This window comes from Xanthomonas floridensis, assembly GCF_001642575.1.
Classification (GTDB): Bacteria; Pseudomonadota; Gammaproteobacteria; order Xanthomonadales; family Xanthomonadaceae; genus Xanthomonas; species Xanthomonas floridensis.
This window is the reverse complement of the sequence record NZ_LXNG01000057.1, coordinates 121,447-142,481: the sequence shown is the minus strand read 5'-3', so window position 1 is coordinate 142,481 and position 21,035 is coordinate 121,447. Positions and strand designations below refer to the sequence as shown.

Sequence of the window (21,035 nt, the reverse complement as noted above, 5' to 3'; positions counted from 1 at the left end):
TTGGCCGGTTTTGGATGATGGAAGCTTCCCATGTCTCGTACTTCCCTGATCGCGCATGGCGCACTGCTTGGCGCGCTGGCAACCCTGGCCGGCTGCGGTGGCAGCAAGGGCGACACGATGCTGATGCGTGAGTCGTTCAATTCCGACGACACCTACTCCCGCAGCGTGGCGGCCAGCTCGCCACAGGCCTGCGAAGCGGCTCGGCGCGTGCTGTTGAGCCAGGGCTACGCCGTCACCCGTGCCGATGCGGCGGCGGTGGAGGGCAGCAAGAACTTCCAGTTGAAGGAAGCCGACCAGAGCGAGCAACTCAACTTGCGGATCTCCTGCGCCACTCAGGACGGCGGCAAGGCGCAGGTGTTCGTCAGTGCGCTGCAGGACCGGTATGCGCTGAAGAAGAGTTCGACCTCCGCCAGCGTTGGTGTGGGGGTGCTGGGGTCGTTGTCGCTGCCGGTAGGCAGCAGTGGCGATTCGCTGGTGCGCGTGTCCAGCACCACCGTGCAGGACGCGGCCTTCTACAAGCGCTTTTTCGAGCGCCTGACCTCGTATCTGCCCAAGGTGACCGAAGCGGTACCCGCTGCGGCGGCGCCAGCGCCCGCACCGGTGCCGACACATCCGCCTGCAGCACCTGCCGCACCATTGGCGCCCGCAGCGCCACCTGCGCAGGCGTCGGCTGCCAATGCGCCGGTGGGGGCCGCTGCTTCGGCCACTGCGTCCCCAGCGACGGTGGCGCAGCCTCCGGTGGCGCCGTTGCCGGTGGAGGCGCAGGACCCGCCGCCGGCGCCGGCAAAGGAACCGCAACACGAGCCGTCGACGCAGCCGTGACGATCGGTTCATGCTCCGCTCCAAAGCCTGAATAGCCGTAAGCGCGCTTCACGTTGTGTTCTCGACCAGGCGAACAGAGTGCGGGCCATGACTCGCCGAGCGGGCGAGAACGATGGAGAGCGACGATGAAAATCCAGACATCCCTGCTGGGCCTGACCATGATCGGCCTGATGGCGACCAGTACGCTTGCGCAGGCACAGCGCTACTCGCATCAGGGGTCGTATACGGAAGCCGACGAAGGCCGCAAGTTTTCCGATGGCACACGCGTGCGCTGCCGCAACGTGGAAGTGCAGAAGAATGCAACCGACCCCAATCGCATTGGCGGCACCGTGGCCGGCGCGGCCATCGGTGGCCTGCTCGGCAACCAGGTGGGCGGCGGCAACGGCAAGAAGCTCGCAACGGTTGCTGGTGCAGTGGCAGGTGGCGCGGCAGGCCGCACCATCCAGGGCAACCGCCAGCAGGCCAACGGCAACCGCCGCGTCGAGCGCGTTTGCGAACGCCGCTGAGCCTGATGCAGTGAATCCGCAGAGCCCCGGCCATGCCGGGGCTTTCTGTTGTAGTCAAGAAGACAACGCCTTCAATCTCCGCCGTTGTGCGAATGAGCAACCTTCAGCTGCCGTGCCGTCAGCGTGCGTCGCCCTCCATCTGCGTGGCCACGCGGCATAGCGTGCGTACCCGTTTGGCGACGCGGTGCTGTGCCATGGTGCTGGTCGCGGCGCAGCTGCTGCAGGCAGCGACCGCTGCGCCCGGCGATGCGGCAGGCGCAGCCAGCGCCGACTGCGTGCAGGCGCTGTTGCAACGCCTGGGTTGGACCATTCGCCAAGCAGCGGTCGACGCGCCGGTCATTGCGCGCGGCGCACCCTGCACACGGGGATCGCTGGCGCAGGCGCACGCGGCCGGCGACCTGCAGGCAACCTTGCCGGCAGCCTGGGGCACGCCGCAACGCCGCGCCGCACTGAACGCGCTGCTGGATGATCCGGCCACGCACTGCGCCTATGGGTTCGAGGTCGGGGCCGCAACACGGCGCGCGGTGACCCAACTGCAGAACAATCCGAACTACCGGTTCTCGGCAGTGCAGCTGGGCTGGATCGGCTTTGGCTGGCGCGGCGCGACGGCGCAGGGCTGGAGCGGGTTTCGCAGCTTCGGCCGCGGTTATCAGCCCCACGGCAGCAATGCGCAGGCACTGGATGCGTTCTACCGCGGCCATGTGCGCTCCGAATGCGGGGTGGGGCGGCAGGTGGCCCAGCTCGCCACCCAACGTGAGTTGTATGGCGATGCCGGATTCGATCGGGTGTTCACGCCCGGCGAGTTGTCGATCGGCACCTTCCTGACCCTGCACGACACCGACAGCATTCTGCTTGGCGCGCACGCCGGCACGTTGTTCGCTGATGGCAAGGCGACCAAGACCGCGCAGCTGGGGCGGCAGGCCTTTGTGGGTGCGCCGGGTTTCATCGCGCACGTGTTCGACAAGGCCTACCTGGACGATATCCACAACCAGGCCGAAAATTTCGTGGTGGTGGATGTCAGCGATGCGGCGGCGCAGGCACTGGCCAAGCATGGTGGCTTTGCGCACTACGACGCACTCAACCGGCGGATCTGGGAGGTGTCCAAGTCGCTGCGCGGGCCGGGTAAGCGACGCTTCGAACGCTTGTTGTATGAGCGCGACGCCTCGCTGCGCGCCAGCCTGGATCCGCAGCAGCAGGCGCAGCTGCAGGAGTTGCAGACGCTGCTGGACGATCCGTTCTACCAAGGGTTTCTGGTGTACGTGCATCCCAAGGGCATCAAGCCGATCGGCTATCACGTGGCGCGGTTGCTGGACCGCAACCCGCGCACGCCCTACGCCATCGACCTGACGCTGCACAATCTGCGTACCACCTTGTACTGGCGCTGGATCGACTGGCAGCTGCAACAGTGCGCCACCAGCACCGCCACGGAACAATCCATTGAGAATTCCGCCACGCCGGCGTACGCCGGGCGTGGCACCCTGCACTGATCAGAGCATTGAGGAGTGGTTATGGAACTGGGTATGGTGGGTTTGGGCCGCATGGGCGCCAACATGGCCGAGCGTCTGGTGCACGGCGGGCACCGCGTGCATGGCTACGATCCAGGCGCGAGCGCGCGTAGCAGTGCGCAGGCCAAGGGGATCGTGACTGCCGAGGCGCTGGAAGCGCTGGTCTCCGCATTGCCGAGCCCGCGCGTGGTCTGGCTGATGGTGCCGGCCGGCAAAATCGTCGATGACACCCTGGCGCAGTTGCTGCCGCTGCTGCAGGCCGGCGACATCGTCATCGACGGCGGCAATTCGTACTACAAGGATTCGCAACGTCGCGCGGCGCTGCTGCAGGAAAGCGGCATCGCCTTCGTCGATTGCGGCACCAGTGGTGGCGTGTGGGGCTTGAAGGAAGGCTATAGCCTGATGGTCGGCGGCGAAGAGGTTGCGGTGACCACGCTGCATCCGATCCTGGCCACGCTGGCGCCTGCGCCGGACAAAGGCTGGGGGCGGGTGGGCCCGAGCGGTGCCGGCCACTTCACCAAGATGGTCCACAACGGCATCGAGTACGGGATGATGCAGGCCTATGCCGAAGGCTTCGCATTGATGCAGCACAAGACCGACTTTGCGCTGGATCTGCACCAGGTATCGGAGATCTGGCGCGACGGCAGCGTGGTGCGCTCGTGGCTGCTGGATCTCACCGCCGATGCGCTGCGGCACAATCCCGCGATGGATGGCATCGCGCCGTTCGTGGCCGATTCGGGCGAGGGCCGCTGGACGGTGGCCGAGGCGATCGATCTGGAAGTGTCGGCGCCGATCATCACGCTGTCGCTGATGGAGCGGCTGCGCTCGCGCGACAAGGATTCGTTTACCGACAAGTTGCTGGCAGCGATGCGCAACCAGTTCGGCGGGCATGCGGTGATGACCACCAAGGCGGCCTCCCCGACGATCGGCAGCAAGGACGCATAAGCGGCCTTCGGTGACTGCGCCTGTTGCAAGGCGCAGTCATGGCTGAGCAGCATGCCGGTGGATGCAACGCTGTTTTGAGCGTAGCGGCCGCGCTTCAAGGCGTTGCAAGGCTCGCTGGCTGGAGATCGCCGCGCTGCGAATCCAGCCCGTCGATTGAATGCCCGCAGCGATGGCGTCGGCTTCCAGTACGTCGCGCACGCAACATGCTCGGCCGCTAGCCCGGCGGAGCGTTTGCACACCGGCCAGCGTGCCTTGAACACACATACTGTCGGCATCGAACTGTGAACGTCGAACGCGAGTGCGGTAAACCGTCACGCCAATAGCCGATGTCTTGCGCGCAGCCGGCTATGCGCCGTCAAGCGCACGCAGCTGGCTGCGCCTACATCAGGGCGTGCGCATGCCCTCCAGCCACTGCACCTGGCCGGTTGCTGCGCTGCGCTGGGCCAGCTCCAGCAGATGCATGAGTTGCACCGCGTCGTCAGTGGCGACCGGCGCCGGACCGGTGCCGGCCAGCGCGTCGCGGAAGGCGGCGTAACACTGGCGATAATCGCCGGGCAGGTTTTCAGGCTGATGGGTATGCACGCGGCCTTCTTCGTCCACGCGCGTCAGCGTGCCCGGCAACGGATCCACGCCCCAGCCGACCGTGCCGGGGCGACGCCCGGCACGCAGCTGATCTTCCTGCGTATCCAGGCCATGCTTGAGATAGCTGCCGCGCGTGCCATGCACCGCAAAACGCAGGCGGTTGTCGGCCACCAGCGAGCCGGCGTGCAGGATCGCCCGCAGCCGCGGGTAGTGCAGGGTGACGTGGAAATAGTCGTCGCTGCGCGCCTGGCTGCGCTGGCGCTGCAGGTCTGCGCCGATCGCCTGCGGCATGCCGAACAGTTGCAGGGCCTGGTCGAGCAGATGCGGGCCCAGGTCGTACCACAGGCCGGCGCCGAGGCTATCGCTTTCGCGCCAGCGGTCGCGCACCTGCGGGCGATAGCGATCGAAGTGCGAGTGGAATTCCACCACCTCGCCCAACTGGCCTTCGTCGATCAGGCGGCGCAAGGTCAGAAAGTCGGCGTCCCAGCGGCGATTCTGGAACACGCTGACGATGCGCCCGGCAGCGGTGGCGGCCTCTGCCATGCTGCGCGCCTGCGTGGCATCCAGCGCAAAGGGCTTGTCTACCAGCACGTGCTTGCCGGCTGCCAGCGCCTGCAGCGCGAACGGTGCATGGGTCTGGTTGGGCGTGGCCAGCACCACCGCATCGAGTGCGGGATCGGCCAGCGCAGTGGCGAGGTCGGCGACAACGTGGATGCCGGGAAAGTCCGCCTGCGCCTGTTGCGGCTTGGACGACACCACGCTGTGCAACTGCAGGCCGGGCGTGCTGGCGATCAGCGGTGCATGGAAGGTGTGGCCGACATAGCCGTAGCCGACGACAGCCAGATTGAACGGTTTAGGCATTGAAAACGGTTCATCGCAACGACGGAAGGAACCTGCATGGTATTGCACCCACCCGTGTTCGCCGGGTTCACGGCGCCTGCATGCAGCGGTCACGTCTGCTCGACGAGCACCGCCGCAAGCTGCAGCCACGTTCAACAGGAGTGTCTCGGATGAAGAACATGAAGCATGCACGCAAGTTGCTGGCGCTGTCGTTGTCGCTGGGCCTGACCCTGGGTGCCACGCAGGCCTTTGCCGCGCCGCAGGACATGGGCGCCCACAAGGACCATGCCGCTGGCATGAATGAGTCCAAGAAGCCGGTCACCGACACCTGGATCACCACCAAGGTCAAGGCCGATCTGCTGGCCACCGACAACGTGTCGGGCACCGACGTCAAGGTCGAGACCAAGAACGGCATCGTGACGCTGACCGGTTCGGTCGCCACCCAGGCTGAGCACGACAAGGCCGTGGCCGTGGCCAAGGGCATCGAAGGCGTCAAGAGCGTTAAGTCGACCGGCCTGAAGGTCGTTGCTGCGAAGAAGTAAGCGCAGCTGCTGCGAATGCCGGTCCGGCCGAGGCGAGGCGGCGGGACCGAGCTCAAGGTGCACTCCACGGAGTGCGCCTTTTTTTGTTGGCGCGTTCTCGCCGACGCTTGCGCGATCAGCTTCGGCAGATGGCGTGTTGTGTATTGCTGGCAGGTGCTTGTCGCTGCAATGCCAGCCGCGCTCATATCAGGATCTTATCGTGGCCATAAGTCGGGGCCGGGTCTCATGGCTGTCGTTGCCATTTAGTATCAAGTCCCCTTTCGCTATGCGCCTGTCCATGACTGCCCCATATCCGCGAAATTTCTCCCACATCGGTCTGTCGGTCACTGATATCGAGGCGGCGGTTGCGTTTTATACCGATGTATTAGGCTGGTATCTGATCATGCCGCCGACCGGGATCACCGAAGACGACAGTGCCATTGGCGTGATGTGCACGGATGTCTTCGGTGCCGGGTGGGGCTCGTTCCGTATCGCGCACCTGTCGACGGGCGATCGCATGGGAGTGGAACTCTTCCAGTTTCGCAACGCCGAAAAGCCTGCCAACAATTTCGAGTACTGGAAGAGCGGTGTCTTTCACTTCTGTATTCAGGACCCGGATGTCGAAGGGCTGGCGGCGAAGATCGTCGCCGCCGGGGGCAGGCAGCGGATGCCGGTACGCGAGTATTTTCCGGGCGAAAAGCCGTATCGCATGGTCTATATGGAAGATCCGTTCGGCAACATCCTGGAAATCTACAGTCATAGTTATGAGCTGACCTATTCGGCGGGTGCTTACGCCTGAATGCAGGGCGCGCATGGTTGTAGCGCTCATTGATGCGATGCGTGATTGCGCAACATTGCAGAGCATGTGCCGCCACACCAGCCTGGGCTGCTTGCTTCAATCGGATGCTGCGTATCTGCCGATGATCGGCCGCCTGATCAACCTACGCTCGACGGTTACCTGCGATGCGCAAAGCGCGTTGTTTCGCCTTGAATCATCGCAGTCCCTGGGCATAGGCCGGAGCGCGACTGCAGGCTTCTGCCGATCGTCCATTGAACAAAGAGGATCCGCATCATGTTCAGCCCGAGCAATGCCAACAGGCGCAGTAACACGTTCTACGCGCATAGGGCGGCTGCGGTCGTCGCCTTGTTCGGGTGCGGGCTGCAAGGGTGCGCGCGCACCCACGAGGCGTCCATTGCCGCAGTGACGGCGACGGGGCCGCAAGCACAATCGACTGCGCTGGCAGTGGTCAAGCCGGTGATGGCCTGCGCGGACCTGGGCCGCTTCGACCTTTCCGCTATCGCAGGGGCAGGCAGCAAGATCACCGCTGCTGTCGAGACCACCAACCAGGCGGGCCAGTCCATCTGCGCAGTCGAAGGCACGCTCTTGCCTGCAATCGACTTCGCGGTGCAGTTGCCGATGCAGACGTGGACGCAGCGCTATCTGCAGATTGGCTGTGGCGGCCTGTGCGGCAGCATTGCCGGCAACGTTGGCGCGGCCGACGGCTGCGCGCCATTGAACAGTGGCGGCTTCGTGTTGGCGTCCACCGACATGGGGCATCAGGATCAGGACGGCACATTCGGCAAGGACGCACGCAAACGCGCCGACTTCGCCTATCGGGGTCAGCACCTCACTGCGGTCGCTGCCAAGGCATTGATCCGCGCGTATTACGGCCGCTCGCAGCGCTACGCGTACTTCAGCGGCTGCTCCGATGGCGGGCGCGAGGGATTGATCGAGGCGCAGCGTTATCCCAACGATTTCGACGGCATCATCGCCGGTGCGGGGGCGCTGAATTTCGTTGTACAGAACGCGGTCTTCCATGCGTGGCAGGCACGTGCCAATACCGGTGCCGACGGCAAGCCGGTGTTGCTGGCAGCGCGGCTGCCGGTGTTGCATGCCGCGGTGTTGAAGGCCTGTGATGCGCTCGACGGGCTGGCCGACGGGGTGATCGGCAATCCGCTGGCGTGCCACTTCGATCCGGCAACGCTGCAGTGTCCAGCCGCTGCGAGTGAGCGTTCTGCCTGCCTGAGTGCGGCGGAGATTGCGGTTGTCCGCAAGTTCTACGATGGCCCACGCGATCAGGCCACCGGCACGCGCCTGAGTCCGGGTGGCCCGCAATACGGGTCGGAACTGGCCTGGGCCGGCGTGTATGTGCCGCAGTCGGCCAACGATGCGATCTTCAGTGAAAAGGTCAGCCTGCCGGTCCTGCGCAACATGGCGTTTGAGGTCGATCCGCCGAGCGATTTCACGCTGGCCGACATGCAGTTCGATCTGGCGACCTTTCAGAAGCTTCGCGTTCGGCATCGTCTGTTCGACGCTACCAACCCCGACCTGTCGGCGTTTGCCGACAGCGGCGGCAAGCTGATCCTCTTCCACGGGTGGTCCGACCCGCATATTTCGCCGATCAACAGCATTGCTTACTACACCGCGATGCGCGAACACCTGCGCCCCCGGCGTGCCGACAGCTTTGCGCGCCTGTACGCGTTCCCCGGCATGTACCACTGCTCCAACGGCGAGGGGCCTTATCAGATGGATCTGCTGACGCCGCTGATGGCCTGGGTCGAGCGCGGCACTGCGCCGGATGCGATCCAGGCGCGCCAACCGCAGCTGGATGCCGCGAGCGACTTTGGAGCGCCGCGCGGTGCAGGGGGAATGCACGCAGCACGCACGGCGCCTGCGCCAGGAGCGCAGGCGGCGGCGCTTGGGCCGGACAAGCGGACGACTGCGCAGACCGTGCGAGCGCGTCCGGTTTATCCCTGGCCGTCTACGACGGCGTGGGACGGCAAGGGCGACCCAGGCAAGGCATCCAGCTTCGTGCGCGGCCCGGCTATCGACTTCCAGATGCCGGCCTGGGCCGGTGCCGAGTTCTTCAGTCCATACGCCCCGTTGGCGCAGTAGCGCTGCCGGTTTAGGGCAGCCCGGCTGTTGCATTCCAGCAATGATCGTCCGGGCGTGCGCGGCGGATCGCACAAGGCGCTTGCTCGCTGGTATCGGGCTGGATGATGGGGAATATAAAAAGTAAGGATTGGATTTATATCTGAGCGGTCGCCATCGTTGACCGGGCAGACAGGCGCGGCCCGCAATCGCACGGCCGCAGCACTGCCTTCCAACCCACTTTCATCGAACTCAGGACTGTCCTTATGCAAACCAACCTCGCGCATGCCACTGCCATCGTCTGGCCGGAAGGCTACGTACCGGGTTTCACCGAAAACTTTGCGTCCAACGAGGTGGTCGTCGCCGGCTTATGCGCCGCCCAGATCTGGCCGCTGCTGAGCGAGCCATCGCTTTGGCCCAGCTATTACGCCAACTCGGCGAACGTGCGTTTTGAGGATGCAGCAGGTCCGCAGCTCTGCGAGGGAGTGCGCTTTTACTTCGAGACCTTCGGGTTTCCGGTGCATGCCCGATGCAATGAGTTCGTCCCGCCGACCGATAGCCAGCCCGGACGCGTTGCATGGCATGGTTGGTCGGGCGAGGAAGGCAGCTCCGCACGGTTGGACGTGCACCATGCCTGGCTGGTGGAAGACCTCGATGGCGGCCGCGTACGCATCCTCACGCAGGAAACCCAGAAAGGTAAGCCGGCCGAAGCGTTACGCAACGCCAGGCCAAATCCGATGATCAACGGCCACCAGGACTGGCTGGACGGCCTGGTCGCCGCTGCCCGCGCTGCCCGGTAAGCGCGGCATTTTCCGGTTGCTACGATGGCGTGTCGCCGGCGGGTGCCCACAGCCTGCAACGCGAATGCAGCCTATTGTCGGCGGTGCGTGGCGCGGTCCCCGCAATGGTCGAACAGCAACTGGCGCAGCCAGCGTTGTGCCGCATCGCGGTGGGTGCGCGCATGCCAGGCGGCAACCTTGGTGAAGCCCGGGACATCGATGGGCGGCTCGAGCATCGTCAACCCGTCGAAGCCGGCAACCAGCCGGCTCGGCAGGATCGCCACCCTATCGCTGGCGCGCAAAATCTCGGGAACGATGAGGAAGGACTGCGCCGACAGGGTGACCTGGCGGTGCTTGCCGAGCGTTGCCAGCGCCGCGTCGGTCACGCCGCGGAATCCGCCGCCCAGGTACGACACCAGTGCATGGTCGAGCGCGCAGAACTGATCGATGCTCAATCGCTTGCGGCTACGTTGCAAGGCAGGATGATCGCTGCGCAAGACGCAGACATAGCGCTCGTGGAACAAGGCCCTGGCGTGCAGATCCGGGGGCGTGCTGTCCGGCGTCAGCAGGGCCAGGTCGATGTCGCCGCGTTCGAGCTGGGCGTAGATCTGCCGGTCGTCCACCGGCACCAGGGCCACGCGGATCTGCGGCGCCTGTTGCTTGAGTGCGGCCAGGAACGGAATGGCGATTGCCCGCAACGCGTAATCGGTAGCCGCGATGGTGAAGGTCTGCGTGGCGGTGGCCGGCTCAAACACCAAGGGTTGCAACAGGGCACCGATCTCGCCGATGACCTGCTTGAGCGGCCCGGCCAATTCCAGACAGCGCTGCGTGGGCACGATACCGCGCTGCGCGCGCACGAAGAGCGGGTCGTCGAAGGTCTTGCGCAACCGCGTCAGCATGCCGCTCATGGCTGGCTGGGTGACGCCCAATCTGGCCGCGGCACGGGTGACGTTATGCTCGTCCAGCAACGCATCCAAGGCCTTAAGCAGGTTCAGATCCAATGTCTTGATGTCTTTCATCAGCTGCGTACGTTGCAAAACCTTGGACGGGTTCCTGTATAGCGGAACCGTTCGTCAGAACACAATTCGCTGCAGCGGTGATACGGGGTGCCGGAGGTTCAGCAAGGCGCCCCGGCGGCATCGATGTGGAGCCTGCAGCTGCGCATGGGAGTTGGGCGCAAGACTGGTGTCTCAGGCCGCACAGCCAGCGGTGGCACTTGGAGCGGTAAGCAGAATGGAGCAGTGGCCACGCGTTGGGGATCACTGGCTGGGGCGTAGGATCAATCGCACGATGCAGGGCCGTCAGAGCTGGCGCATTGTGCTTCATCAGCCTGGGCGGCCCGATTCGATCAACCCGATGCGCCCGCAGGCCCATCGCCGGCCACGACGCCGACAGACGGCGGCCTTCTCGCGCCATTTTCACCTTTGCTGCACTTATGATATGCCCATTCAGCTATGTCACGGTGGTAACCGAAATTTGCTGAATCATTCATCTCGTTTGGGGCGCGATCGGAGACAATGCCGACCCGACCTGGGCACTTGCAGCGAGCGGACACAGACCTGGTAATGCAGACAACGGCCCAAGCAGAGAAATGGGATCGCTGGCGACTGCCTTCATTGGCGGTGGCGGTGTGCCTGATCGTGGTGGTGCCGTCCTTGCTGCTGCAGCAGATGGCGCGCAACGCCAACCGGGCAGCGGTGTGGGTGTCGCATAGCCAGGAAGTGCAGGAGACCGCGCAGCGGCTGGAAGCGGCGATGCGCGACACCGAATCGGCCGCGCTGATGCGCTCGCATGGGGTGGAGCGCCCGGCGTTGCTGGAACGCATGCGCCGGGGCCGGCGCGAATCCATGGCAGCAGTGGCCCGTCTGGTGGCGCTGACCAACGACAACCCGCCGCAGCTGGTGCGCATGGGGCGGATCCAGAGCACGATCGAGCGCCGGCTGCTATTAGCCGAGCGGATCGCCGTGACCACCGAGCCGGAGCAGATCCGCACGCTGATCGACGACATGACGGTGAACAACCCGATCCGCGTGTTGATCGACGACCTGCAAGGTGCCGAAGGCCGGTTGCTGGCGCTGCGCAACGCGCGCGCGGACACCGAGCGCATGCACTACACGGTGCTGAGCTGGGCCGCGCTGGCGGTGCAGCTGCTGTTGCTGGCCACGGTGATCTGGTTGCTGCAACGGCAGATCCGGCGCCGGCTGGCGGCCGAGCAGGAATACCTGCGCGCCAACGGCCGCGCCAGCTCGGTGCTGCAGACCGTGCGCGAGCCGATCGTGCTGCTGGATGCCAGTCAGCGCATCGTGCTGCACAACCCCGCGTTCGCCGAGCTGTACGGCCTGGAAGAACGCGGCAATGAATTGATGGCGCTGGAAGATGTAGGCGACGGCGTCTGGCGCGACCAGCAGATTCACCAGCGCCTGGCCGACGTGTTGCTGCGCGGGCGCGAACTGTGGGACTTCGAGCATGAGCAACGCGGCGCCGATGGCGTGCTGCGCACCATGCTGATCAATGCGCGGCGCATGCCGCTGCCCGATACCGCGGACGAGGACGTGGTGCTGATGACGGTCAGCGACATCAGCCTGCAGAAGGCCTCGCAGCTGCGCATCACCGAGCTCAATCGGCAGATGGAGGGCAAGGTGGAGCAGGTGTCGGAGGTCAATCGCGAACTGGAGGCCTTCAGCTATTCGGTCTCGCACGACCTGCGCGCGCCGCTGCGCCATGTGGCCGGGTTCTCGGACAAGCTGGCGCGCCATCTGGGCGACGCCGCCGATGAGAAGTCGCGCCATTACATGGAAGTGATCAGTAGCTCGGCGCGGCGCATGGCGTCGTTGATCGACGATCTGCTGGTGTATTCGCGCCTGGGCCGTGGTGCGCTGCGGCTGCAGGCGGTGGACATGCAATCGCTGGTCGCCGAAACGCGCGCGATCCTGGATTCCAGCGTCAAGAGCGAGAACACCGGCCACCGTGTGGAGTGGCAGATCGCGCCGCTCCCGGTACTGGTGGCCGACGAAAACATGATGCGCCAGCTATGGATGAATCTGCTGGGTAACGCGGTCAAGTACAGCGCCAAGCGCGAGGTGGCCAGGATCGAGATCACCTATGTCCCGACGCCCGAGGGTGGTCACCGGTTCAGCGTGCGCGACAACGGCGCCGGCTTCGATATGGAGTACAGCGCCAAGCTGTTCGGTGTGTTCCAGCGGCTGCACAAGGCCAGCGAGTACGCCGGCACCGGGATTGGCCTGGCCAGCGTGCGACGCGTGCTGACGCGTCACGGCGGCCGCATCTGGGCCGAAGGTGTCGTCGATGAAGGCGCCACGTTTTATTTCGAGCTTCCCCCTGCGCATGAGGCGCCCAACCAAGAGTTCACCGTATGAGTGCCATTCGTACCATTCTTCTGGCAGAAGACAGCCCGGCCGACGCGGAGATGGCGGTCGACGCTCTGCGCGATGCGCGCCTGGCCAACCCCATCGTGCACGTCGAGGACGGCGTGGAAGCCATGGACTACCTGCTGCGCCGTGGCGCCTACGCCAACCGCGAGGAAGGCTTGCCGGCGGTGCTGCTGCTGGACATCAAGATGCCGCGCCTGGACGGACTGGAAGTGCTCAAGCAGGTGCGCAGCGATGAAACGCTCAAGCGCCTGCCGGTGGTGATCCTGTCGTCCTCGCGCGAAGAGAGCGACCTGGCGCGCAGCTGGGACCTGGGCGTCAATGCCTATGTAGTCAAACCGGTGGATGTCGACCAGTTCTTCAACGCGGTCAAGACGCTCGGCACCTTCTGGGCAGTCATCAACCAGGCACCGGAGCTGGACTGAGCCATGCCGCATGAGGGGGGCAAACTGGAGCAGCTGAAGATCCTTCTGGTGGAAGATTCACCCGAAGACGCCGAGCTGTTGTCCGATCAGCTGCTGGATGCCGGCATCGATGCCGTGTTCGAGCGCGTGGACAGCGAGCCGTCGTTGCGCAGCGTGCTGGACGTCTTTCACCCGGACATCGTGCTGTCGGATTTGAGCATGCCCGGGTTTTCCGGCCACCAGGCGTTGCGCCTGGTGCGCCAGAACGGCGCCATCCCTTTCATCTTCGTCTCCGGCACCATGGGTGAGGAGACCGCGGTCAAGGCGCTGCAGGACGGCGCCAACGACTACATCATCAAGCACAACCCCACGCGGTTGCCGAGCGCGGTGATGCGCGCCATCCGCGAGGCGCGTGCGGAGCTGGAGCGCCAGCGCGTGGAGAGCGAGCTGATGCGTGCGCAGCGCCTGGAAAGCCTGGCGATGCTGGCGGCCGGGCTGAGCCATGACCTGCGCAACATCCTGCAACCGTTGCTGATCGTGCCCGATCTGCTGGCCGGGCGTACCGACGACCCGCAGCTGCGCCAGCTGGCCAACGTGGTGGCCGAATGCGGCCGCCGCGGGCATGAGATGGCCGAGTCGATGCTGTCGTTCGTGCGTGGCTCCAACAAACCGCGCGAGCAGGTATCCATCGCCAACCTGTTTTCGGCGGTGCAGATGCTGCTCAAGAGCAGCCTGCCCGATGGCGTGCGCCTGCAGATGGACCCGATCGCCGCCGACCTGACCATCGAAGCCAACTACACCGAGTTGCAGCAATGCCTGCTCAACCTGGGCTTGAATGCGATCCAGGCGATGCCCGGCGGCGGCACCTTGATGCTGTCGGCCGATCGCTTCGATGCCACCCGCGTGCGCATGAGCGTGGCCGATACCGGCGTGGGCATGAGCGATGAAACCCGCGCGCGGTTGTTCAGCCCCTTCTTCACCACCAAGGCCGATGGCACCGGGCTGGGCCTGATTTCGTGCAAGCGCATCGTGGAAAGCTACGGCGGCAGCATCCAGGTCGATAGCCGGCTGGGTGAGGGCACGCGCTTCGACATGATCGTGCCGATGCGCGCAGCGGCGGTAGCGATCGCCGATACCGAACTGCCGCTCGCGCTGGGCCATGGGCAGCGCATCCTGCTAGTGGATGGCGAGGCCACGCGCCTGTCGCTGCTGGGCAATGCCTTGTCCAGCCAGGGATACCAGCCGCAGCTGGCCACCGATGGCTTTGCGGCGCTGCAGCTGGTACAGCAGCATGCGATGCCGGACCTGGTGATCATCGACAGCGACATCATCCAGCTGTCCGCAGTGAACGTGCTGCTGAGCATGCAGGAGCTGGGTTATCAGGGGCCGGCGATCGTGCTGGAAGACATGGGCTCGCCGCTGCAGCGGGTGCACTTCCCGCCGGACATCCCGGTGCACGTATTGCGCAAGCCGTTGGAAATGCGCCGCGTGTTCCGCGCGGTGGCGCACGCGCTCGAAGTGGCCTGAGCCGGAGCGTCGCGTGCGGTGTGCCCGTTGTTTGGCAGTGGGCACGCTTGCAACAGTTGACGCTGACGCCGGCCGCATGCGCGAATACCGCATGACCACCGTGCTCCTCAGTCTCGGCAGCAACGTCCAGCCGACCCATTACCTGCGCCTGGCCGTGGCAGCCCTGCGCGCGCGCTTTGGCCCGCTCACTGTGTCTGCGGCGTACCGCACGCCGGCGGTGGGCTTCGATGGGCCGGATTTCGTCAACAATGCAGTGGCACTGCAGACCGAGCTGGGCTTGCAGGCACTGGATCAGTGGTTGCATGCGCTGGAAGATGCGCATGGCCGCGATCGCAGCGGGCCGCGTTTCAGCGACCGTACCCTGGATGTGGATGTGGTGTTCTTCGGCGACAGCATCGTCGAAGGACCCGGGCAGTTGCGCATTCCGCGGCCCGAGCTCAAGCATGCCTTCGTGCTCAAACCATTGGCCGATATCGCGCCGGACTTCGTGGACCCGTTGAGCGGGCAGACGCTGGCCGCGCTATGGCAGGCGCATCCGCAGCATGGCAGTGCATTCACCACAGTAGAGCTGGACGCGCCTGCGCTGAATGCTGCGCAGTAGCGCAGGTGTGCGTGCAGCTGGCCGTGCTGCACCAAGCGAGCTCACGTCGGGCTCTTTGCAGATTGGCTTCTGCGCATGCGCCTGCCGATCGCTGCCGAGGCATGTCGCGCAGCGTGTGCGTGCTTCGTCTGCCTTCGCGCGGCGCACGCTAGGTATCGAGGGGTCGTCAGGCGGGTGTGGATGGCGCGCTTGGGATCGGGATGTACCCGTAGCCACGCGCACCTGTCACCGAGCAGCGGCCGCGCCCGCATGGCGGTGAGCGCAGCCGTGTGGGCAGCGGTTCTCAGCTCAGTTGACGGCCGCCATCCACATTCAACGTGTGGCCGGTGACGAAGCTGGCGTCATCGAGCAACCAGCGCACCGCCTCGGCGATTTCGTCCGGCGTGCCGATCCGCGCCAGCGGAGTGCGTGCAAGCAGTGCCTGCTTGGCCTCGGCGGCCTTGCCTTCTTCCGGCCACAGGATCGCACCGGGCGCCACCGCATTGACCCGCACGTCCGGCGCCAGCTCCAGTGCGAGCGAACGGGTCAGCATTTCCAGTGCGCTCTTGGAGGCGCCGTACAGCGGGTGATGACGCATCGGCTGCCGGGCATGCAGGTCGGTGAGGTTGACGATGGCGCCGCGGTGCAGACGCAGCTGCGCGGCGGCGGCCTGGGCGATGAAGAACGGCGCACGTGCGTTGACGGCGAACAATTCGTCCCACTGTGCCGGCGTGGCCTGGCCCAGCGCGGTGGGATAGAACGCCGAGGCGTTGTTGACCACCGCATCCAGGCGGCCGAAGGTGGCGATGCAGTCATCCACCAGCTGCGCCGGCGCCTGCGGCAGGCGCAGGTCCGCCTGCAGGGCGCATGCACTCCCGGCGCGCTGCGCGCACAACGCAGCCACGCGCGCGCTCAGCGCCTGGCCGGAGCGGTGCGCATGCAGCGCGACGCGGTAGCCGGCGGCGTGCAGCGTGGTGGCGATCTGCGCGCCGATGCGGCGGCCTGCACCGGTGATCAACACCACCTTGGAACTGTCTGTCATGGCGTACTCGCTCGGCGTTGCGGAGGGCTCGGCTATCCTGTGCATTGTCTTCGCAACCGGTACCCGCATGCACGCCGACCTTCCCACACCCGATCCGGACGCCCTGGCGCATAGCGAGCGGTTGGCCGCACATCTGCGCGCCGAGATCCAGGCGGCCGGCGGAGCGATTCCGTTCTCGCGTTTCATGGAGCTGGCGCTGTATGCGCCGGGCCTGGGCTACTACAGCGCCGGGTCGAGCAAGTTCGGCGAGACCGGCGACTTCGTCACCGCGCCCGAGCTGGGGCCGCTGTTCGCCGCCACCGTCTCCGGTGCGCTGGCGCCGGTGCTGCAGCAACTGGGGCCGCAGGCGCGGGTGCTGGAAGTGGGGGGCGGCAGCGGTGCGTTTGCCGAGGTCACGCTCAAGCGGTTGCTGGAACTGGATGCGTTGCCGGAGCGCTATGCGATTCTCGAGCCCAGTGCCGACCTGCGCGAACGCCAGCGCGAGCGCCTGGGACGCAGCCTGATTCCGCCGGTGTTCGATCTGGTCGAGTGGCTGGACGCACCATTCCCCGACGATTGGGACGGCGTGCTGTTCGCCAACGAGGTGATCGATGCCCTGCCTACGCCACGCTTTGCGCTGCGCGATGGGCAGGTGTATGAGGAAACCGTGGTACTGGATGCGCAGCAGCAGTTCGCGCGCGGCGAGCAGCCGGCCGATGCCTTGCTGAGCGCGGCGGTACGGCATCTGGAGCGCTATCTGGAACAGCCGTTCGCCGAAGGCTACCGCTCCGAGCTGTTGCCGCAGCTGCCGTACTGGATCCAGGCGGTGGCTGGTGGACTGAAACGCGGTGCGATGCTGTTCGTCGACTACGGTTATCCGCGTGGCGAGTTCTATCGTGCGCAGCGCGAGGACGGCACCTTGCGCGCCTTCTATCGCCACCGCATGCACGAGGATCTGTATCGTTGGCCGGGTCTGCAGGACCTGACCGCCTCGGTGGACTTCACTGCGTTGGCCGAGGCCGGCACCGGCGCCGGTTTCGAACTGGCCGGTTACTGTACGCAGGCCAGTTTCCTGCTGGGCAATGGTCTGGATACCTTGCTGACCCAGGCCGATGCGCGCACCGATGAAGTCGGGCGCATGCGCCTGCGTCAGCAGGTCAAGCAGCTCACCCTGCCCAGCGAAATGGGCGAGCGTTTCCAGGTGATGGGCTTCTCGCGCGACGTGGATTTCGCTCCTGCCTTCCTGGCTGGCGATCTCACGTGGCGGCTGTGACGGTGGCGCTGCGGCCGTTCCACCGGCCGGCGCTGTGGATGGGGCTGTGGATCGCGGCGATCGTGGTACTGATCGCTGTGTGTCTTGGACCACCACCGGAATTTCCCGAGCTGCCGTCCAACAGCGACAAGGTCGAGCACTTCCTGAGTTTCGCACTGCTGAGTTGGGGCGCCGTGCAGTTGTTCGCAACCCGTCGTGCGCTGTTGCTGGCCGCGTTCGGGTTGGTGCTGCTGGGGATCGGGATCGAGATTGCGCAGGGTGCGCTGACCACCAATCGCAGCGCAGATCCCTACGATGCGCTGGCTGATACGCTGGGCATCCTGGCTGGCGTGTGCCTGGCGTGGACGCCGTTGCGGTTTGTGATGCTGCGGATCGATCAGCGCTTGTTCGGGTCGCGTTGATCGTTTCGCAAGACGGCGCGAGTGGGGGTTGCAGATTCACTGCAGGGCCCTTGCCCGCCGCCATCGTGGGACATGCTGCAAGTACGTCCTTGTCAGCTCTTAGGCGGCATCCATGGTGCGTAAGGTCCCGCGACGGTGGGTAGGCAAGGACCAGTCGAGATGGCCGGTGTGCAAGGCTTTCAACACGCAATCAGCAAGCTGGCGAAGCAGCGTGTCGCTCTTCGATAAAACGACAGTCAACGTTCTGGTGCGGTGTCCTTGCCGCTTGCGGCATGGATGCCGCCATCGAGCCACCATGGATGGGTTCACCGCGTGTCCCGCGAGTGGCGAGGGCACCGCGCGCTCGGCCCACTCGGCTTTTGACGGTATCCCCGCCACGATGCAACACCCCGGTCGCGAGGAGCCGATCCGATCATCTGGGTGGGTCATTTCAGGACGATGGTCGTCCACCTGGCGAATGCGTAAGCGTTGATCTCCGCCCTTAGCCAGGCATGCGCACTGCGCGCTCGCGCAGCCATTTGGTCGCCACCCATTTTTCGCCGGCCAGCACCGGCGCGCCGGCATGCAGGCTGCGCGTCATCGGATGCGGTCGGTCGTAGCTGAAGAACACCGCGTTACCCTTCACTGCGGCAACGTCCAGGTGCACATCGGGAAAACGCGTGGCGCCGCCGCGTGCGGGCGTGTTGAGGTACATCACCAGCGAGGCGACGCGCTGGCCACCAGCCTGCAGCAGCACCGGCGTGCCGGCCGCGTCGGGGTCGAAATAATCGTAGTGCGGCTGATACTCCGCGCCGGTGGCGTAGCGCAGTACCTGCAGTCCTTCGCCGTGCGCCACCGGCCAGTCGAGCAGGCGCGCAATGCGTGCCTCGATCCGTTGGCACAGCGCATCCTGGCCCAGCTGCAGGCACATGCTGTCGCTGGTGCGTGCGGCGTGCACGATCTGCGCGCCACTGCCGTTGTCCACCGTGCGCGAGCGTGCCAGGCGCGGCTGTGCGAGCGCGATCAAGGCATCGCACTCGTCATCGGCGAGAAAGCTGCCAAGCACCACCACGCGTGGCAGTAGCAGGCTCATCAGTACACGCACCTGGCGGTCGCCCAGGTCCAGCAACGAGGCATCGTCGTGTTGCAGCAGCGCGGGCACGCGGACCGGCAGCGGCAGGCCGTTGGCCTGTGCATGCCGCTGGATATGGTCGCGCACCAATGCCTCGACCGCGTCGATGGCGTCCTGTTCGTTCCAGCCTTGATCGATCAGCGGCTGTAACGCCTGTTCGGGCGGCTGGCCGGCCAGTGCCTGCGCCACGATCCAGTCGGCCAGTGGGCTAGGAATTACGGTGGATGTCATCCCACTACAGTGCATGTCGGCGTGTGTCAGTGATATGTCAAATGTGTCGCGGTAAGACAAATGCAACAGACGGCCCCTATAAAGGTGACGGGGATCTTGAACGTGCTCGCCACTGCAGTGAGCGGAACGCAACCAATTCTTGACGACTCCTCTTCATACCGGACCTTTTGACCTGGAGATCAGCCGCATGTCCGTTCGCAACAGCAGCAAGACACTTCTCATGACGTTTGGTACCGCCCTGGCCCTGTCGGCCTGCGGTGGTGGTGCCGACCGCGTCGCTTCGCCGGGCGAGGGCGCGTTTCCGCCCGCACCGGCGCCCGCGCCGACCCCGGCGCCCACGCCTGCACCGACGCCCACGCCATCGCCGACCGGCCCGGCCGCCGATTGCCCGACCGGTTTCTCCAACGTCGGCACCATCGCCAACAACACGCTGCGCGCCTGTCAGTTGCCGGAAACCGTCAGCGGCAATCTGGTCGTGCCTGCGCGCGCCGGTACTGCGTATTCGATCAGCGGCCGCGTCAACGTCGGTACCGACCGTGGCGGTAACGCCACCGCGCCGGCCGCCGGCAGCGTGCAGGGCGTGCTGACCATCGAGCCGGGCGTCACCCTGTATGGCTCTTCGGGTAGCGACTACATCGTGGTCAACCGCGGCTCGCAGATCTTTGCCGAAGGCAGCGCCACTGCGCCGATCGTGTTCACCGCGCGCCAGGCGCTGGAAGGCCAGGTCAACGCCAACACCATCGGCCTGTGGGGCGGCATCGTGGTGCTGGGTCGCGCGGCGATCAACAACTGCCCGGGCGCTACCGTGTCGGGGACGCCGGAGTGTCAGGCGCAGGTGGAAGGCACCAACGCGTTCTACGGCGGCAACAGCGCCACCGACAACAGCGGGTCGATGCGCTACCTGCGCGTGATGTATTCGGGCTTCGAAATTTCGCCCAACAACGAGCTGCAGGGCATCACCCTGGCCGGCGTGGGCAGCGGCACGCGTCTGGACTACGTGCAGATCCACAACAGTTCCGATGACGGCATCGAATGGTTCGGCGGCACGGTCAACGGCAGCCACGTGGTGATCACCGGCGCCGACGACGATTCGCTGGATACCGATGCTGGCTGGAGCGGTGCGTTGCAGTTCGGCATCGTGGTGCAGCGCGCCGGCGGCGGCGACCGCATGAACGAATGGAGCAGCCTGCGTCGCCAGCCGTATTCGCGCCCGAAGGTGGCCAACTTCACCTACGTGGGCAATACGCGCGCCGGTGCAGCAATCATGCTCAACCAGGGCACGCAGGCCGCGTTCTACAACTCGGTCGTCACGCGTCCGGCCGGTGGCACCGGTGATGGTCTGGTGTGCTTCAACCTTGCCGATGCCGACACGCTCGGTACCTTCAACTCGGTGTTCTTCGCCTGCCCGACGGCCTTCGGTAGCGACGCGCGTGCGGCCACCCAGTTCGCAGCCGGCACCAACAATGTCGCCAATGGCGTGTCCACGTTGCAGAACACGTTCGTCAATGGCGCCAACGAAAGCGCCGTGCCGGCCTTCCAGGGCTTGAACGGGGTGAGCAGCTTCTTCCAGCAGGTGAACTACATCGGTGGCGTGCGTGATGCCAACGACACCTGGTGGCAGGGCTGGACCTGCGGCCTGACCGCCGATCGTCCCTGCTGAGGCACGGCATCGCGCGGCGACCCGATGCCGCCGCGCGATGCGTCCCGCTTCATCTTTCTGTTGCCA

General features: G+C 65.5%; 19 protein-coding genes. 15 read left to right on the top strand and 4 right to left on the bottom strand.

Annotated features, from left to right (window positions below):
• The first annotated feature begins 30 nt into the window (after positions 1–30).
• The 4 genes from A7D17_RS21525 (at position 31) to gnd (ending at position 3,778) form a co-directional block, all read left to right on the top strand.
• Positions 31–822: a DUF2242 domain-containing protein gene (locus A7D17_RS21525; RefSeq protein ID WP_064510976.1), complete on the top strand. Its 792-nt coding sequence runs from the start codon at positions 31–33 to the stop codon at positions 820–822.
• Positions 823–947: 125 nt separating this feature from the next.
• On the top strand, positions 948–1,328 hold the full coding sequence (locus A7D17_RS21520) for a glycine zipper 2TM domain-containing protein (RefSeq protein WP_064510975.1): 381 nt from the start codon (positions 948–950) through the stop codon (positions 1,326–1,328).
• Positions 1,329–1,522: 194 nt separating this feature from the next.
• The gene (locus A7D17_RS21515) at positions 1,523–2,815 is read left to right on the top strand and encodes a hypothetical protein (protein WP_425479652.1); all 1,293 of its coding nucleotides are present in this window, start codon (positions 1,523–1,525) and stop codon (positions 2,813–2,815) included.
• A 21-nt stretch (positions 2,816–2,836) separates the two neighbouring features.
• Positions 2,837–3,778, top strand: coding sequence for a phosphogluconate dehydrogenase (NAD(+)-dependent, decarboxylating) (gene gnd, locus A7D17_RS21510; RefSeq protein WP_064510973.1), 942 nt, complete (start codon positions 2,837–2,839; stop codon positions 3,776–3,778).
• A 384-nt stretch (positions 3,779–4,162) separates the two neighbouring features.
• Here gnd and A7D17_RS21505 read toward each other — a convergent pair whose 3' ends face one another.
• The gene (locus A7D17_RS21505) at positions 4,163–5,221 is read right to left on the bottom strand and encodes an oxidoreductase (RefSeq protein ID WP_064510972.1); all 1,059 of its coding nucleotides are present in this window, start codon (positions 5,219–5,221) and stop codon (positions 4,163–4,165) included.
• A gap of 149 nt (positions 5,222–5,370) precedes the next feature.
• Here A7D17_RS21505 and A7D17_RS21500 point away from each other — a divergent pair, with 149 nt between their 5' ends.
• The 4 genes from A7D17_RS21500 (at position 5,371) to A7D17_RS21485 (ending at position 9,393) form a co-directional block, all read left to right on the top strand.
• Positions 5,371–5,742: a BON domain-containing protein gene (locus A7D17_RS21500; protein ID WP_064510971.1), complete on the top strand. Its 372-nt coding sequence runs from the start codon at positions 5,371–5,373 to the stop codon at positions 5,740–5,742.
• A gap of 277 nt (positions 5,743–6,019) precedes the next feature.
• On the top strand, positions 6,020–6,520 hold the full coding sequence (locus tag A7D17_RS21495) for a lactoylglutathione lyase family protein (RefSeq protein WP_064511013.1): 501 nt from the start codon (positions 6,020–6,022) through the stop codon (positions 6,518–6,520).
• 273 nt (positions 6,521–6,793) lie between these two features.
• Positions 6,794–8,617 (top strand): tannase/feruloyl esterase family alpha/beta hydrolase, encoded by a 1,824-nt coding sequence (locus A7D17_RS21490; protein WP_064510970.1) that lies wholly within the window; start codon positions 6,794–6,796, stop codon positions 8,615–8,617.
• 242 nt (positions 8,618–8,859) lie between these two features.
• Positions 8,860–9,393 carry an SRPBCC family protein gene (locus tag A7D17_RS21485; RefSeq protein ID WP_064510969.1) on the top strand — a complete coding sequence of 178 codons (534 nt, stop codon included), beginning with the start codon at positions 8,860–8,862 and terminating at the stop codon, positions 9,391–9,393.
• A gap of 71 nt (positions 9,394–9,464) precedes the next feature.
• On the opposite strand, the gene A7D17_RS21480 is transcribed toward A7D17_RS21485, so the two are convergent.
• Positions 9,465–10,391: a LysR family transcriptional regulator gene (locus A7D17_RS21480; protein ID WP_064510968.1), complete on the bottom strand. Its 927-nt coding sequence runs from the start codon at positions 10,389–10,391 to the stop codon at positions 9,465–9,467.
• Between the two features lie 546 nt (positions 10,392–10,937).
• Here A7D17_RS21480 and A7D17_RS21475 point away from each other — a divergent pair.
• The 4 genes from A7D17_RS21475 to folK all read left to right on the top strand — a co-directional run bounded on the left by A7D17_RS21475 (position 10,938) and on the right by folK (position 15,293).
• Complete coding sequence (locus tag A7D17_RS21475; protein ID WP_064510967.1) at positions 10,938–12,749, top strand: sensor histidine kinase; 1,812 nt, start codon at positions 10,938–10,940, stop codon at positions 12,747–12,749.
• Entirely contained in the window at positions 12,746–13,186 is a 441-nt protein-coding gene (locus A7D17_RS21470) for a response regulator (RefSeq protein ID WP_064510966.1), read from the top strand. The genes A7D17_RS21475 and A7D17_RS21470 overlap by 4 nt, the downstream gene beginning before the upstream one ends.
• A 3-nt stretch (positions 13,187–13,189) precedes the next feature.
• Positions 13,190–14,692 (top strand): ATP-binding response regulator, encoded by a 1,503-nt coding sequence (locus tag A7D17_RS21465; protein ID WP_064510965.1) that lies wholly within the window; start codon positions 13,190–13,192, stop codon positions 14,690–14,692.
• A 91-nt stretch (positions 14,693–14,783) separates the two neighbouring features.
• Positions 14,784–15,293 carry a 2-amino-4-hydroxy-6-hydroxymethyldihydropteridine diphosphokinase gene (folK, locus tag A7D17_RS21460; protein ID WP_064511012.1) on the top strand — a complete coding sequence of 170 codons (510 nt, stop codon included), beginning with the start codon at positions 14,784–14,786 and terminating at the stop codon, positions 15,291–15,293.
• A gap of 283 nt (positions 15,294–15,576) precedes the next feature.
• Here the strand turns inward: folK and A7D17_RS21455 are convergent, their stop codons facing one another.
• The gene (locus A7D17_RS21455) at positions 15,577–16,314 is read right to left on the bottom strand and encodes a pteridine reductase (protein WP_064510964.1); all 738 of its coding nucleotides are present in this window, start codon (positions 16,312–16,314) and stop codon (positions 15,577–15,579) included.
• Here A7D17_RS21455 and A7D17_RS21450 point away from each other — a divergent pair.
• Entirely contained in the window at positions 16,313–17,566 is a 1,254-nt protein-coding gene (locus tag A7D17_RS21450) for an SAM-dependent methyltransferase (protein ID WP_193395382.1), read from the top strand. The two genes, A7D17_RS21455 and A7D17_RS21450, sit on opposite strands and share 2 nt — an antisense overlap.
• The gene (locus A7D17_RS21445) at positions 17,554–17,967 is read left to right on the top strand and encodes a VanZ family protein (protein ID WP_064510963.1); all 414 of its coding nucleotides are present in this window, start codon (positions 17,554–17,556) and stop codon (positions 17,965–17,967) included. The genes A7D17_RS21450 and A7D17_RS21445 overlap by 13 nt, the downstream gene beginning before the upstream one ends.
• Before the next feature lie 481 nt (positions 17,968–18,448).
• On the opposite strand, the gene A7D17_RS21440 is transcribed toward A7D17_RS21445, so the two are convergent.
• Positions 18,449–19,309 (bottom strand): 2OG-Fe(II) oxygenase, encoded by an 861-nt coding sequence (locus A7D17_RS21440; RefSeq protein WP_064510962.1) that lies wholly within the window; start codon positions 19,307–19,309, stop codon positions 18,449–18,451.
• Positions 19,310–19,496: 187 nt separating this feature from the next.
• Here A7D17_RS21440 and A7D17_RS21435 point away from each other — a divergent pair, with 187 nt between their 5' ends.
• Positions 19,497–20,969, top strand: coding sequence for a hypothetical protein (locus tag A7D17_RS21435; RefSeq protein WP_064510961.1), 1,473 nt, complete (start codon positions 19,497–19,499; stop codon positions 20,967–20,969).
• Positions 20,970–21,035: the final 66 nt, after the last annotated feature.

Bases quoted from the DNA above. Each gene is read 5' to 3' on its own strand.
- A7D17_RS21515 (WP_425479652.1), top strand. From the start codon at position 1,523: ATGGTGCTGGTCGCGGCGCAGCTGCTGCAGGCAGCGACCGCTGCGCCC.
- A7D17_RS21455 (WP_064510964.1), bottom strand. From the start codon at position 16,314: ATGACAGACAGTTCCAAGGTGGTGTTGATCACCGGTGCAGGCCGCCGC.
- A7D17_RS21435 (WP_064510961.1), top strand. From the start codon at position 19,497: ATGTCCGTTCGCAACAGCAGCAAGACACTTCTCATGACGTTTGGTACC.
- folK (WP_064511012.1), top strand. From the start codon at position 14,784: ATGACCACCGTGCTCCTCAGTCTCGGCAGCAACGTCCAGCCGACCCAT.
- A7D17_RS21525 (WP_064510976.1), top strand. From the start codon at position 31: ATGTCTCGTACTTCCCTGATCGCGCATGGCGCACTGCTTGGCGCGCTG.
- A7D17_RS21490 (WP_064510970.1), top strand. From the start codon at position 6,794: ATGTTCAGCCCGAGCAATGCCAACAGGCGCAGTAACACGTTCTACGCG.
- A7D17_RS21465 (WP_064510965.1), top strand. From the start codon at position 13,190: ATGCCGCATGAGGGGGGCAAACTGGAGCAGCTGAAGATCCTTCTGGTG.
- A7D17_RS21500 (WP_064510971.1), top strand. From the start codon at position 5,371: ATGAAGAACATGAAGCATGCACGCAAGTTGCTGGCGCTGTCGTTGTCG.
- A7D17_RS21450 (WP_193395382.1), top strand. From the start codon at position 16,313: ATGGCGTACTCGCTCGGCGTTGCGGAGGGCTCGGCTATCCTGTGCATT.
- A7D17_RS21440 (WP_064510962.1), bottom strand. From the start codon at position 19,309: ATGACATCCACCGTAATTCCTAGCCCACTGGCCGACTGGATCGTGGCG.
- A7D17_RS21520 (WP_064510975.1), top strand. From the start codon at position 948: ATGAAAATCCAGACATCCCTGCTGGGCCTGACCATGATCGGCCTGATG.
- A7D17_RS21475 (WP_064510967.1), top strand. From the start codon at position 10,938: ATGCAGACAACGGCCCAAGCAGAGAAATGGGATCGCTGGCGACTGCCT.
- A7D17_RS21485 (WP_064510969.1), top strand. From the start codon at position 8,860: ATGCAAACCAACCTCGCGCATGCCACTGCCATCGTCTGGCCGGAAGGC.
- A7D17_RS21505 (WP_064510972.1), bottom strand. From the start codon at position 5,221: ATGCCTAAACCGTTCAATCTGGCTGTCGTCGGCTACGGCTATGTCGGC.
- gnd (WP_064510973.1), top strand. From the start codon at position 2,837: ATGGAACTGGGTATGGTGGGTTTGGGCCGCATGGGCGCCAACATGGCC.
- A7D17_RS21470 (WP_064510966.1), top strand. From the start codon at position 12,746: ATGAGTGCCATTCGTACCATTCTTCTGGCAGAAGACAGCCCGGCCGAC.
- A7D17_RS21495 (WP_064511013.1), top strand. From the start codon at position 6,020: ATGACTGCCCCATATCCGCGAAATTTCTCCCACATCGGTCTGTCGGTC.
- A7D17_RS21480 (WP_064510968.1), bottom strand. From the start codon at position 10,391: ATGAAAGACATCAAGACATTGGATCTGAACCTGCTTAAGGCCTTGGAT.